The organism is Paenibacillus sp. FSL R10-2736, from assembly GCF_038000245.1.
GTDB lineage: Bacteria > Bacillota > Bacilli > Paenibacillales > Paenibacillaceae > Paenibacillus_AQ > Paenibacillus_AQ phytohabitans.
The window spans coordinates 2,568,341-2,581,813 of record NZ_JBBOBN010000001.1 but is presented as its reverse complement, the minus strand read 5'-3'; the positions used below and the strand labels follow the sequence as shown (position 1 = coordinate 2,581,813).

At 52.5% G+C, this 13,473-nt stretch carries 12 protein-coding genes; 3 read left to right on the top strand and 9 right to left on the bottom strand.

Annotated features, from left to right (window positions below; genetic code table 11):
• Positions 1 to 32 precede the first annotated feature (32 nt).
• The 5 genes from NSQ73_RS10900 to map all read right to left on the bottom strand — a co-directional run bounded on the left by NSQ73_RS10900 (position 33) and on the right by map (position 5,175).
• Positions 33 to 320 (bottom strand): STAS domain-containing protein, encoded by a 288-nt coding sequence (locus NSQ73_RS10900; RefSeq protein WP_340986402.1) that lies wholly within the window; start codon positions 318 to 320, stop codon positions 33 to 35.
• The gene (locus NSQ73_RS10895; protein WP_340986401.1) at positions 313 to 2,322 is read right to left on the bottom strand and encodes a methyl-accepting chemotaxis protein; all 2,010 of its coding nucleotides are present in this window, start codon (positions 2,320 to 2,322) and stop codon (positions 313 to 315) included. Before NSQ73_RS10895 ends, NSQ73_RS10900 begins: the two co-directional genes overlap by 8 nt.
• A gap of 21 nt (positions 2,323 to 2,343) precedes the next feature.
• A complete protein-coding gene (locus NSQ73_RS10890; protein ID WP_042138462.1) occupies positions 2,344 to 2,736 on the bottom strand; it encodes an ATP-binding protein in 393 nt (130 codons plus the stop codon).
• An 82-nt stretch (positions 2,737 to 2,818) separates the two neighbouring features.
• Complete coding sequence (locus tag NSQ73_RS10885; protein WP_340986400.1) at positions 2,819 to 4,249, bottom strand: SpoIIE family protein phosphatase; 1,431 nt, start codon at positions 4,247 to 4,249, stop codon at positions 2,819 to 2,821.
• Between the two features lie 179 nt (positions 4,250 to 4,428).
• Positions 4,429 to 5,175: a type I methionyl aminopeptidase gene (gene map / locus NSQ73_RS10880; RefSeq protein WP_039293962.1), complete on the bottom strand. Its 747-nt coding sequence runs from the start codon at positions 5,173 to 5,175 to the stop codon at positions 4,429 to 4,431.
• A gap of 191 nt (positions 5,176 to 5,366) precedes the next feature.
• On the opposite strand from map, the gene NSQ73_RS10875 reads away from it, so the two are divergent.
• Both NSQ73_RS10875 and NSQ73_RS10870 read left to right on the top strand, forming a co-directional pair.
• A complete protein-coding gene (locus NSQ73_RS10875) occupies positions 5,367 to 6,431 on the top strand; it encodes a glycosyltransferase family protein (RefSeq protein ID WP_340986398.1) in 1,065 nt (354 codons plus the stop codon).
• A gap of 59 nt (positions 6,432 to 6,490) precedes the next feature.
• Positions 6,491 to 7,570: a glycosyltransferase WbsX family protein gene (locus NSQ73_RS10870; RefSeq protein WP_340986397.1), complete on the top strand. Its 1,080-nt coding sequence runs from the start codon at positions 6,491 to 6,493 to the stop codon at positions 7,568 to 7,570.
• Positions 7,571 to 7,585: 15 nt separating this feature from the next.
• On the opposite strand, the gene NSQ73_RS10865 is transcribed toward NSQ73_RS10870, so the two are convergent.
• The 4 genes from NSQ73_RS10865 to lspA form a co-directional block, all read right to left on the bottom strand.
• Positions 7,586 to 7,903, bottom strand: a complete 318-nt coding sequence (locus NSQ73_RS10865) for a hypothetical protein (RefSeq protein WP_231575170.1) — start codon at positions 7,901 to 7,903, stop codon at positions 7,586 to 7,588.
• Between the two features lie 223 nt (positions 7,904 to 8,126).
• Positions 8,127 to 9,842 (bottom strand): assimilatory sulfite reductase (NADPH) hemoprotein subunit, encoded by a 1,716-nt coding sequence (cysI, locus tag NSQ73_RS10860; protein ID WP_336101885.1) that lies wholly within the window; start codon positions 9,840 to 9,842, stop codon positions 8,127 to 8,129.
• A gap of 84 nt (positions 9,843 to 9,926) precedes the next feature.
• Positions 9,927 to 11,795 carry an assimilatory sulfite reductase (NADPH) flavoprotein subunit gene (locus NSQ73_RS10855; RefSeq protein WP_340989252.1) on the bottom strand — a complete coding sequence of 623 codons (1,869 nt, stop codon included), beginning with the start codon at positions 11,793 to 11,795 and terminating at the stop codon, positions 9,927 to 9,929.
• 238 nt (positions 11,796 to 12,033) lie between these two features.
• Positions 12,034 to 12,510, bottom strand: a complete 477-nt coding sequence (gene lspA, locus NSQ73_RS10850; protein ID WP_076243296.1) for a signal peptidase II — start codon at positions 12,508 to 12,510, stop codon at positions 12,034 to 12,036.
• 199 nt (positions 12,511 to 12,709) lie between these two features.
• Here lspA and NSQ73_RS10845 point away from each other — a divergent pair, with 199 nt between their 5' ends.
• On the top strand, positions 12,710 to 13,414 hold the full coding sequence (locus tag NSQ73_RS10845) for a DUF421 domain-containing protein (RefSeq protein WP_340986396.1): 705 nt from the start codon (positions 12,710 to 12,712) through the stop codon (positions 13,412 to 13,414).
• Positions 13,415 to 13,473: the final 59 nt, after the last annotated feature.

The following is a 13,473-nucleotide window of genomic DNA, read 5'->3' as shown; positions in this document are numbered from 1 at the left end:
GGACGGCCCTGCCTTTGTTCAAGTCAGCAAGTCTATATAATCTCAAACACATGAGTCAGCCGGGTCAGCTCAAAAATCTTGCGGACATTGTCATTCATCCCCGTCAGCCTAATGGTACCGCCAGTCTCTACACATTTCTTGTAGGAGCTGACAATCACGCCAAGTCCGGTGCTGTCAATGAAACGGCAGGTCCCGAAATCAAGCAGGAAGCTTGAATGGCCGCCAAGAATATAATTCCGTACTTCTTCTCTGAACTGTCCGGCTTCCTCAACCGAGAACAGCTCCGGCATCTCAATAATAATCTCGCTCAAGCTACTCACCCCTGATTATAAATTTCTCAACAAGAATCTCCAGTTCATTAGCCATAGCACTGATCTCTTGCGCGGAAGCCGCGAAATTATTGACCGTTGCCGCCTGCTCTTCCGTTGCACTGGATACATTCTCTGTATTCGCTGCCGCAAGCTCCGAGATCGTGCCCATGGAATCAATCAGCTTAATAATCTGATCAGAGGTTGCTACTTCATCTCTGGTAATATCCAGAATCTCCTGCACATTCTCTGTAATCCTCTCAACAGACTGAATGATATGCACGAACGCGCGGTCCGTCTCATTCACAATGCTTACGCCGCTCTCTACCGCCTCTGCAGCGCCTCTCATGGAATCTACGGCCTGGGTAATCCGCGTGACCATCTCACTAACCAGACCTGTAATCTCGCCGGCCTGGGTATGCGTCTCATCCGACAGCTTCCGTACTTCACCGGCCACTACACTGAAGCCGCGGCCATGCTCACCGGCACGCGCTGCTTCGATGGCAGCATTCAGGGCCAGCAGATTGGTCTGCTGGGCGATCTTGTTAATTGTTCCGATCATTGTGGATACCTTCTCTGACAACCCGCTGACCGTCAGCAATAGCTCTTCCGTCTCTTGGGTGCTGCTGTGAATCGTATCCATCGCCTGCACTGTACTGATAACTCTGGCTCTGCCTTCCTGCGCTGCCTGATTCGTGTTATCGGCATTACCGGAGGTAGCCGACGCTTTACTCTGCGCCAGCTGCACCAGACTGGATAGCTGCACAAGCACCTGGGAAGCATTGATTACCGACTGGTTATTGTTCTCGGCTCCGGAAGCAATCTCCTGGGTACTGGAGCTAATCTCTTGAATCGATGCGCTGATCTCCTCTGAAGAGGCTGCCATTTCCTCGGACATGGAGGTTAAGGATACCGAGCCTGCTCTTACCTTCTCGATAATGGCCTCCTGCTTGTCAATCATGGTGTTGAATGATTCACTCAGCGTCTGCAGCTCATCTCCGGAGCGGATTGAGGTATGAACGGTCAGATCCCCGTCACCAGCCCGGCCCATGGCTCTCTCCAGCTTCTTGATCGGATTCACAATATTACGTGTGGTAAAGTAATATGCAGCCAGCATGGCAACGACGATAAAGCCCAGAATAATGATTAGTGTAGTAGTACGGATTTCGTCCGCCGGAGCCATATAATCCTGTACATTGGCCGTTGTAGCTACTACCCAATTGCCTGCGGGCTGAAAGGAAACATATTTATGCACGCCTTCATAGGTGTAGAAGCCGTGTGCGGTTTCTCCGGCCTTCATCAGCCGGACCAGCTCATTCAGTTCAGCATTGCTGTTGACGTCCAGATTCTCCTTCAGGACCTTGTCCTGCTCAGGATGCGAGACGATCAGGCCGGTACGGTCAATCATATATCCGTAGCCATGCTCTCCAATCTTCACCCCGGTTACCGGGGAAGTGATATTCTCAAACAAGGCGGTACCGATTAATACGCCTGTAATCTGATCATTTACCCGCAGCGGTCTGGCGATCGCTACGATGTATTGATTCGTCTCCCGCGACAGAATAACTTCACTGACGGCGTCCTTGCCTTGCAGCGCTTCCTGGAAGTATGCACGGTCCGATACATCAAGCCCGGGTGATTCGGAGCTGCTGGTAATCAGCGCCTTACCGTGTGTATCGGCGATGATCAGCGATTCCAATAGCTTGGCGTTGTCTTTTTGTACACCGGATATGTAATTAAATGCTGTGTTTCTTAAGGATGCAGCAGAAGGATTCCCGGCGAAATCGGCCAGCGCGCTGTTCCTGCTGGTGATGCCCAGATCATTGCCTACCGCTTCCAGCTCGGCATCCACCGCTCTGGCTGTAGAATTAGTAGTCCCCCTTAATTCCTCTTCAATCGTCTTCTGCAAGGCTCCCGAAGCCAGCTGATAGGATACAGCCCCGGATATGCCCAGCGGTACGCTGATAATCAGAAATAACAGGATACTCATTTTGACTTTCAAACTTAATTTCACCGAATTCTCCCCTTTGTAATTCTATGAGGGACAGATACTCTTGCTGATGTACATCGTATTATGTATCATCTCTGCACTGTCCGAGAAACAGCGGATCAGGTATAATCCCCTTCCCCCTTCTTCCAGTAACTCATCGCTCCCGATAGCCTCCGGGAACACCAATCCGCTGTCCCCGGCCCCCGAATCCTCTATCTGCAGCTTAAGCAGCTGATCCATCAGCAGATAACGGATGGTAATCGGTTTGCTGCAATCGCTGAGGTTCCCATGGTAATAAGCATTGGTTACCGCTTCGATCAGAATCAGGCGGATATCAAACGCATAGGCTTCTAAGTCAAGCTCCTGAATGATTCCGTCAATGATCATCTGATGACGCTCCAGACCGTGAAGCATCACTTCCTTATGAATAGCTCCCATGACTCACTCCTTATAAGTTCTGAAATCATCGTCCTGCGCATGTACACGCCATGAATCCGCCCTGCAGGCAGCACCCCGTCCGTTACTGGATGTTCAGGCCGAGCCAGGTGCAGTCATCCTGCAGCGCTGCTCCGGCAAATCTCTCGAGCAGATACCCGTACTCCCGCCCCAGCTCATCACTGTTAAACAGCAGCTCCATCCCGTCGCTATAAAAACAAAACCGGTCCCCGGATTCAAACGGGATGGTCTTCTCCTCAAATTCACTGCTCTCAAACATGCCGAGCGGTGCACCCTTAACGGTAATTCTCTCGCAGTCCCTGCCGCGGGGAACATAGAGAAACTCATTAATTCCGGCTCCGGCTGCCTTGAGCAGTCCTGTCCCGAAGTCGAGCAGGAAGCAGCAGCCCGCGATATAATCCTCACCCAGATGCTGCAGCGCTTTGTAATTCAGATCGCGCAGTACCTGTACGGGGTCCTGTGTACATGACAGGCTGTCCATGAACAGCACCCGTAGGGCCGAGATATTCAGCGCTGCAGTAATCCCCTTACCGGTCACATCACCGATAATGCCAATGACCTGTTCTTCGTTGACCTTATGGAAGATGAAGAAATCGCCGCTTAAGGTTCGGGCCGGGATGTAGAGCTTCTCCAGAACCGCCTTGCTGTCCAGCGGGAAGGACACCGCATGCCGGTGCTCCTGAAGCCGGACCGCCCGCTCCACTTCCCTTTTACTCTCGGTAATATCCCTGAACACCAGCTGCAGCGCCTTCGCTTCTTCATATATGACCGGCACCCCGGAAATTTCAAGATCAAAGCTACGGTTGTCCTGCCGCCTGATCAGCCGCTGTTCAATGCAGAAGCGTTCTTTCAGTAGACCTGTTGTCTTGAGCTTGTTATGCTCTGCACTCTGGAAGTACACCTCATTGAAGAAATCCTCAATTCTTTTGCCGGTCAGCTCCTGCTTCTTGGCGCCGAACATCCGCTCTGTCTGCTTATTGGCGAACAGGATAGTGCCGCTGCTATAGACCAGAATAGCCTCGGGGCACAGCTCGACCAGATCTCTGTACCGTTCTTCACTTTCTCGAAGCCGCTGCTCGGAACGGACCCGTTCGCTGATGTCGTGAATTACGGTGTATACACAGTTTTTGCCCAGCATCGTCATCATGCCGGTATGAACCTCCACATCAATGGGCTCTCCGGTGGCCAGAACATGCCGGTCGATGAACACACGGTTCTTCTGGTCACCGCCCTCAGGCAGCGCCTTCTCTACAAATTCCTGAACCCCTGATTTCGGGTCAGCCGCCAGATCGCAGATCAGAAGCTGCCTGAATTGCCGGATGCTGTAGCCGTAGAACTCGCATGCTGCCCGGTTGGCATCAGCAATTCCGCCGTTCTCCGGGTCCACCAGCAACGTAATGAGATGATTATTCTCATAGATGCAGCCATAATGCTCCATGCACTGTGCCGGACTGGGGGAGCGATGCAGATTCTTACACGGTTTATCTGTTGCCATTTCACAAGCCTCTATTCTATTCAGCTTTAAAGTCTCCCCATTATATTCAATAAAATGGAGATAAGCCGTGAATTCCGACACAGTTAGACAAAAAAAACCGGCCTGCGGCATAAAAACATGACCACAGTCCGGGTTTTAACCTAACATCCTTCATTAAAATAGCAGGCAGCAGCTGATTCTTACAGCTCTGTCAAAATAATGGTTCCCTGCGGAGTTACCGCCAGCGTATGCTCATATTGTGCCGACAATCCGCCGTCAAAGGTACGCGCTGTCCACCCGTCCGCATCAACCTTGGTCCGGTAGCTGCCGGTGTTCAGCATGGGTTCAATGGTGAACACCATACCTTCCTTGATGCGCGGGCCTTTGCCTGCCGGGCCATAGTGAGGCACATCAGGCTTTTCATGCATTTCAGAGCCGATGCCATGCCCGATGAAATCACGGACTACGGAGAAGCCGTTAGCTTCCGCGTATACCTGGATGGCATGAGCGACATCACCAATCCGGTTGCCGGCCACAGCCTGCTCAATGCCTTTGAACATAGCCTCTTTGGTGGTAGCCAGCAATTTGTCCGCCTGCTCGCTAATTGTGCCAACGCCATAGGACCAGGCTGAATCTGCCAGCCACCCGTTCAAGTTGACTACCATATCAATTGTTACAATATCTCCATCCTTCAGCTCCTCGTGCTTGGGGAAGCCGTGGCAGATGACATCATTCACAGATGCGCAGGTCGCATATGGATAGCCATGATAGCCTTTTTGTTCAGGGGTAGCCCCCTGGGAGAGAATGAACTTCTCAGCAAACTGGTCAATCTCCCAGGTCGTAATTCCGGGCTTCAGCATCTGAGCGATTTGCCGGTGGCATTCGGCCAATATTTTGCCGGCTGCACGCATTTTTTCGATCTCTTCCATCGTTTTCATGATGATCATTAAATTCGCCTCTTCTGTACAGAAGCCACTGCTCGCAGCTATGGCTCTTGGTTATGATTTTGTAGTGCTACTCTATATTATGTAAGAAAACCGCCGGAAATCCAAATTCATTCTGTGAATTGTAGCAAATTTACTGCTTTCTCATAAAATAAAACAGTGCAGGGTTGTGTAAGGAGGGATTCCGGCAGCGCATGAACAAGAAAACGAAACACCGTATCAGAACCACCGGCAAAACCATTCGGCTGCATCCCAGATCCAGAAAGCTTATTGCTCATACGGTAATCCGGGCACTCAAAAACATAAATATAAATCAACAGAAATTATCCGCTAATCTTCCGCAGCCTGCCAGGGCTGTTGAGTTCAAAAAACTGCGGGTTCTACTCGTATCTGCCATGCCGGGAGAAGAGCTGTGGCAGACCGAACAGCTGATTGCCGACCAGTTCAGGCTGCTTACCAAAGAAGTTGTAGCCATTAAGGCATTCCAGAGCTTCTCTACAGCGCTGGTCCAGCTCAATCCGGATCTGCTGTTGGTCGTCGGAGGCGATACAGACTTCTCGGACAATGATCTGGAGGTGATCCGCAGAGCCACTCTCCAAAAGGCAATCTGGCTCACCGACAGCTCCGGCACGAGCAGCTCAACCGGGCGTCTGGCAGCTCTGTTTAACTATGTCTTTACGCAAAATATGTACCATATCCCATTTTATCAGCACTCCGGCAGCAGTTCTGTAATGTATCTGCCTTTTGCTGCAGACCGGAACCTGTTCAGTCCAAAATATGTGGATGATGCCTGCCGCTGCGATCTGCTGCTGCTTGGCGACGCACTTCCAGCCGGTATAGCCTACCTTCATGAACTCTCTCCGCTGCTCAGCGGTTGTAAGGTATATGCCGCCGGCAAAGGCTGGGAGGAATATCCCGGAATTACCCCGGTGTCTCCTGATACAGGGCTGCAGGATTATTACAATGGTGCCGAGATTATTATCCACTGGGGCCAGCCGCCGCTTCGGGCTTTTCAAATCGCTTCCTGCGGGGCTGTCCAGCTGGTAGAGGATCATCCCAATCTGTATGCATTTATGAATCCCGGTGAAGACATCATCACATTTCACACCGGCCAGGAATTGAGCGAGAAGCTCAGCTACTACCGAAGCCACCCGGAGTCCGCAAGGGCGGTGGCTACCCGTGCCTTATGGAAGAGCACCTACGATTACTCATTTATGCAAATGGCGGCGAAGCTGCTGCATACTGTTTTTAACAGCTAAACGGGGAGCCTGCAACAATAACCAGTGATTACCTGCAGCAGAATTGGGAGGTAAGTGGATTGAAGCTCATCGCTTTTTTATTGCCGCAATTTCATGTGATTCCCGAGAACAGCCTGTGGTGGGGTGAAGGCTTCACGGAATGGACCAACACCAGGAAAGCTGTTCCGCTCTACTCAGGACATCAACAGCCCAAGGAACCGCTTGAACATTATTATTATGACCTGACGGACGCTGCAGCGAGAAACTGGCAGGCAGAAGTAGCCAAAGCCTACGGTATCTATGGGTTCTGCTACTACCATTACTGGTTCAGAGGCAAGCCGCTTCTGGAGCAGCCCTTGAAGCAGATTATGAAATCCGGCGAGCCGGACTTTCCGTTCTGCCTCTCCTGGGCTAATGAATCCTGGACCCGCAAATGGGACGGCGGAGAGCATGAGGTGCTGATCCGCCAGGATTATGGAGATGAACAGGATTGGGAGAATCACTTTCATGAGCTGCTGGGCGCCTTTAGGGATAAGCGTTATATCCGCATCGGCAACAAACCGTTATTCATCATATACAGACCGGGAAATATTCCCCGCTGCGAAGAGATGCTGCATTTCTGGAATACACTCGCGTTGCAGAATGGCCTGGACGGCATTTATTTTGTCCGCACATTGGGCGGCTTCGAAATTCCGGGACAGGGCGGCTTCGATGCCAATGTGGAATTCGAGCCGCATTACACCTTTGCCCACGGCAATACAGAACGTCTGTGGAATTACATGATTATCGACGGTCAGGAGCATCTCGTCTTCGACTATGACCAGGTCTGGCTGTCAATCCTAAGCCGGTCACCCCACCGGAACGGAGGTAAAATATTTCCGGGAGCCTACGTGAACTGGGATAACACCCCGCGGCTTGGCAAAAGGGGACAGAGCTGTATAGGGGCTTCGCCGCACAAGTTCGGATGGTATCTGGCGAAGCAGATCGAGAGAGCCAGAACCCTGTATCAGAGTGAATTCCTCTTCATTAATGCATGGAATGAATGGGCTGAAGGCGCGTTTCTGGAACCGGACCAGCAGCATCGCTTCCGTTATCTAGAAGAGGTCAAGAAAGCGCTGGAGCAGACGGGGAGCCTTCCTTCTATAAATTCCCGCAGCTAGGCAGTCTGCATTACACTACGCCAGATGAATAGCCAGGCTCGGTGTCCCGCTGCTGACATCGATAAAAACAACATAATCCAGACCATCTGTGCCCTTTAGCACCAGACCCGGCTGATTCGGCACAGGCAAGAAATAATGTCTGACCTGCTGGATTACTGCCACGCCTGCTGGTAAGGAGGGCTGGTTACTGGCTGACAGCCGGCCTACCGCCAGCACATTTCCGCCTGCATCGACATCTCCGCCGGTTGCCAGGCTGTTGACAATGGACTGGTTGCCGTTGATCTGCATATCTCCCGAAACTGTTTCATTGCCTACAATGTTTAAGGCTCCCATTATTGTTTGATTTCCATTGACCTGCAGGTCCTGTTGAATTGTCTGATTCCCTGTGACAAGTATGCTGTCGAAGGTTGGCAAGGCTATCATCCCTTTCAATTGGTGATACTATACTATATGTGATAATCAGTAGATGGGTATGGTACAACCATACATTTCATAGAAATAATAAAAGAACCTGTCCCTATGTCATTAGGGAACAGGTTCTTTTATATATGGAGAATTAGTCGTGGAAGTTAAGCCCCGAAGTAACGGCTTTGACATATCCGCTGCGGATCACAAAGTCTCCGAAATGCTCACCGGTACTGCGTTCTTTGGCATAACGGTGAATGATCGGACCGAGAGTGTCCAGAATCTCCTTCTCGTCAATGTTCTCCTTGTACAGCTTGTTCAGCCGGTCTCCGGTAAAGCCGGCACCCAGATACAGATTGTATCTGCCCGGGCCTTTGCCGATGAACGAAATCTCGCCAAGCGCAGGACGGGCGCAGCCATTCGGGCAGCCGGTCATGCGGATGATGATCTCTTCATTACGCAGGCCGGCTTCATCAATGATGACTTCCAGCTTATCGAGCAGAAGCGGCAGATATCGCTCAGCCTCCGCCATCGCAAGACCGCAGGTCGGCAGCGCCACGCAGGACATAGCGCTTCTGCGCAGCGCGGAATGATGAGCTCCGTCGGTCAGCCCGTATTGCTTGGCAAGCTCGGCTACCTTGCGTTTCTTCGCATGGCTGACACCGGCAATGATCAGATTCTGATTCGGCGTCAGGCGGAAATCCCCGCCGTGAATCTTGGCGATCTCCCGCAGGCCTGTCATCAGCGGATACCCCGGGACATCCTGAATCCGTCCGCTCTGGATATACAGCGTCAAATTCCATTTGCCGTCGAAGCCTTTCACCCAGCCGTAGCGGTCACCGTTGTGGTCGAAATGATATTCACGTGCCGGCTCAAGCGTCCAGCCCAGCCGCTCATGCAGCTCGCCCGTGAACCAGTCCAGACCGTGGCGGTCGATCGTGTACTTAAAGCGGGCGTTCTTGCGGACCGAACGGTTGCCGTAGTCGCGCTGAATGGTGACGGTCTTCTCCGCCAGATCAATCATCTGCTCCGGACGGCAGAAGCCGATAATCCGTCCCAGCTGCGGATATGTGCTGGTATCACCATGCGTCATCCCCATACCGCCGCCGACCGAGACATTGAAGCCGGCCAGCTTCCCGTCTTCCAGAATAGCAATGAAGCCCAGGTCCTGGGAGAACACATCTACATCATTGGAAGGCGGAACAGCCAGGCCGATCTTGAACTTGCGGGGCAGGTACACAGGCCCATAGATCGGTTCAACCACCTTGCTGTCCACTACCTTCTCGCCATCCAGCCAGATTTCATGGTAAGCCGCGGTGCGCGGGGCTAAGTGGTCACTGATTTTTCTGGCCCACTCGTTTACCTCGGCATGCACCTCTGACTGATACGGATTGGGTCCGCTCATGACATTGCGGTTGACGTCACCGCAGGCTGCAAGCGTAGTCATCAGCGTATCATTAATTCCCTTGATCGTCTTTTTCAGATTCCACTTGAGTACACCGTGCATTTGAAAAGCCTGTCTTGTTGTAATTCGCAGTGTGCCGTTGCCGTATTTCTGGGCCAGATCGTCCATTACGAGCCATTGCGCCGGTGTCGCCACTCCGCCTGGCGCTACAACACGCAGCATGAACTGGTAAGCAGGCTCCAGCTTGGAGCGTTCACGCTCACTGCGCAAATCCCGGTCATCCTGCATATAACTGCCGTGGAATTTCAGCAGGCGGTTGTCATCCTCCGGCAGCCCTCCGGTGATCGGGTTGCTGAGGGTTTCCACAAGCGCACCGCGCAGATAATTGCTCTCCAGCTTAATATGTTCAACATCACTCGGGGGTCCGCCAATCGGCTTCACCGCTGGTTCATTGTTTGCCACTATTGATCCTCTCCTTCCGCATTGCCTCGCGCTCTTCAAGAATTGTATCGTAAGCCCAGCGGAGGTTCCTCCGCTGAATATCATTTAATATACATCACGCTGATAACGCTGCTCCTGCTGCAGATTCTCCAGATAAGCGGCTGCCCCTTCCGGGCTTAGTCCGCCTTCCTGCTGAATTACTGTAATCAGCGCAGCGTGTACATCATGGGCCATATGCTTCTCGTCTCCGCATACATAGACATGTGCACCCTCCTGCAGCCAGGTGTACAGCTCCCGGCTCTTCTCCAGAATGCGGTGCTGTACGTAAACTTTCTCATCCGTATCGCGTGAGAAGGCAACGTCCAGCCGGCTAAGCACACCGTCCTTCAGCATTCTCTGCCAATCCGTCTGGTAGAGGAAGTCTGTGACGAAATGCCGGTCGCCGTAGAACAGCCATGACTTGCCCTGTGCCCCCTGCTCTTCCCGTTCCTCCAGGAAGGAGCGGAACGGGGCGACACCAGTACCCGGTCCGATCATGATCACCGGCGTATCCGGATTTGCCGGAAGCTTGAAGTTCGGATTGTTCTGGATGTAGACCGGCAGTGTAGCGCCCGGCTCTGCACGTTCCGCACAATGTACGGAGCAGACTCCGTAGCGTTCACGTCCATGCGACTCATAGCGTACAGCCCGTACCGTGAAGTGTACTTCATCCGGGTTGGCATTATAGCTGCTGGCAATGGAATACAATCTTGCCGGCAGCTTGCGCAGAATCGTCACGAAGCTGCGGGCCGGAACTTCCCACGGTGCGAAATCCTGAATCAAATCCAGCAGATCACGCCCATGGATGTAATTCTTCAGCTCCTGCTGCCGGTCCGGGGACAGCAGCTCCTGCAGGGCAGGTGCAGAGTTCAGCTTGGCTGCCTGCTCCAGCAGCGGTTTCGTCAGTACGGTAATTTCGTAATGCCGCAGCAGTGCTTCATGCAGTGTGCCCTCTTCCCCCTTCTTGTTCAGGGGAACGGATTCACCCGCCTCCCAGCCCATGGCAGCAATGATATCCTGCACAAGCTGCGGGTGGTTCTCCGGATAGACTCCGAGCGAATCACCCGGCTCAAACGTAATATTCGAACCGGCCAGCGACAGCTCCAGATGGCGGGTCTCACGGTCTGAGCCGCGTCCGTTCAGATTCAGATTCTCCAGCACCTCGGCATGGAACGGATGGTTCCGTGAGTATGCCGATTCCAGCGATTCTGCGCTCTCGGCTGCCAGCACAGCCTCATCCGCGATCCCCGCAGCCTGCTGCGAACCGGAACCGCTTAGCGAGCGGATTACATGCTCGAACCATTCCGCTACAGGCTCATCATAATCGAGATCGCAGTCCGCACGCGGTGTTAAGCGCTGTGCGCCCAGCTCTTCCAGCTTCTGATCGAAATCTTTCCCGGTCTGGCAGAAGAATTCATAGGAAGTGTCGCCGAGTGCAAGTACCGAGTAACGCAGCTGCGGAAGCTGCGGGGCTCTTTTACTGTAGAGAAATTCATGGAAGGCACGGGCATTATCCGGCGGTTCGCCTTCACCATGGGTGCTGACCAGCAGCAGCAGATTCTCAATCTTCTTCAGTCCATTCGGCTTGAAGCTGTTCATCGCGGCAACCGTAACCTTGAAGCCCTGCTCTTCCAGCTTACGCGCAAGACTCGCCGCCAGCCGCTGGCAGTTGCCGGTCTGGGAGCCGAACAATACTGTCACCTCTCGGGATACCTCCGGCTGTGGCATTGCGTTGGTGGATGTTGACACTCCGGCTGCCGCCTCAGCAGCAAGGGGAAGCGCCGGGCCTGCTTGACCGGTGTCTCCCAGCAGAGACAACGCGGATAAATAACCGCTTAACCATACCTGCTGCGAATGGGTCAGCGTCGGCAGCAGCCGGTTCAGAAGCTCAGCCTGGCTCTCATTAAAGGGACTGTTCGTAACTTGTAATTGCAACAATATCGACCTCTCCTTAACGTGCAATCTTCTATCCTCTTAACATCATGAATTCAGGCTAACACATTAACAAGAAACGATCAACGAAGCAGATAACAGACATTTTATGGTCACAAAGCATAATAAAGGTATAAAACACACAAAACCCGCCTAAATCACAGTAAAAAGCTCTGATTTAGGCGGGTTCATTACAAATAATGATAACTTGTATTAGATAAAATGATAAACCGGAATAGCTTTAGGACCGCTTTTCTTCCCCTGACCGGGCAGCTTTGTGTCCGAAGTGGTCGACCAGCAGGTAGACTGCAATCAGAATTGCCCCGGCATTAATCGCCAGATCCGCCAGATTGAGAATCCCCCCGCGGTTACCGAACACTAGAAAATCCGTTACCTGATGGTAGATCACACGGTCAATCGCATTGCCGAGCGCTCCGCCGACCAGAAAACCGCTGGCTGCCTCAAGCAAAGGCCCGCGAATCTTGCCCTGCCGCCGGTAATAGAACACTGCCGCTACAAAAACAACAGCGATTATGGAGAAATACTTTCCGTAGCCCTGAAAGGAGCTGAAGGCTGCCCCGCTATTCTCATAATAGACGAACTGCAGGTGCGGACTCCAGAAGGGAATCCTCTCCCCAAGCTCCATATGAGTGCGGACCAGCCATTTGGCGGCTTGGTCAACCAGCACTACCAATATGGAAATCAGATAAAAAAGCATTTGCCGCCACCTCATCCCCCTGTGATATCATCAGAATGATTTCACTTCTCGCCTTCTAGTCTATCACAGGTAAGAGCCGGGATTCATCCTGCCAGCTCCAGCGGACAGGCCGCTGTCCCGGCCAGAAGCTGCTTGTTACATGATATGGGGCATTGGTTAAACACTCTTAGATTCATTCATATCTGGAGGGTGGTAGCCAATGGAGTACGGATCGATATTGGTTAAGCTGATCGCCGGTTTTATCGGATTATGGGCAATGACCCGATTGCTGGGCAAGAAAGAGATTTCCGCCCTGACGCCATTTGACTTCATTTCTGCAGTTATTCTAGGCGATCTGGTCGGTGACACAATTTACGAGAAAGAAAATTCTGTGCAGATGCTGCTGTTCACTCTGGCTGTCTGGACGGTGCTGTCCATCACCTTCGAGAAGATTACCCAGCATGTCAGCAAGCTGCGCAAGCCGCTGGAGGGGGAGCCGGAAATTCTCATCCGGGATGGTGCCATTGATCTCCATAAGCTGCGCAAGAACAATCTGGACTTCGAGCAGCTCCGGATGATGCTGCGGGCGAAGGACACCTTTTCTATCCATGAGGTTGCTTATGCGATCTATGAAACGAACGGCTCGCTCAGCATTCTGAAGAAGCCGCAATATGAACCGGTAACCCGGGAAGATCTGGATATTGACGCGAAGGGAGTTAGTCTTCCGCAATGCATCGTTGAGTCCGGCATCATTCAGCGTCCGGCGCTTGAGAGTCTCGGCAAGCACGAAAGCTGGCTGCTGCAGGAGCTGCGGAAGAAGGGTTATCCTGAGCTAACGTCAGTGGCTTATGCCGAACTGAATGAAGAGGGGGAGCTGTGCGTCATCGAAGCCGCCACGCATCAGGCAAAACCCGGTGAATTCTGAGCAGCTTAGTCCCAAACAGTGGAAGGACTTTAACAAAAAACGGGCCTGACTACCTCCCA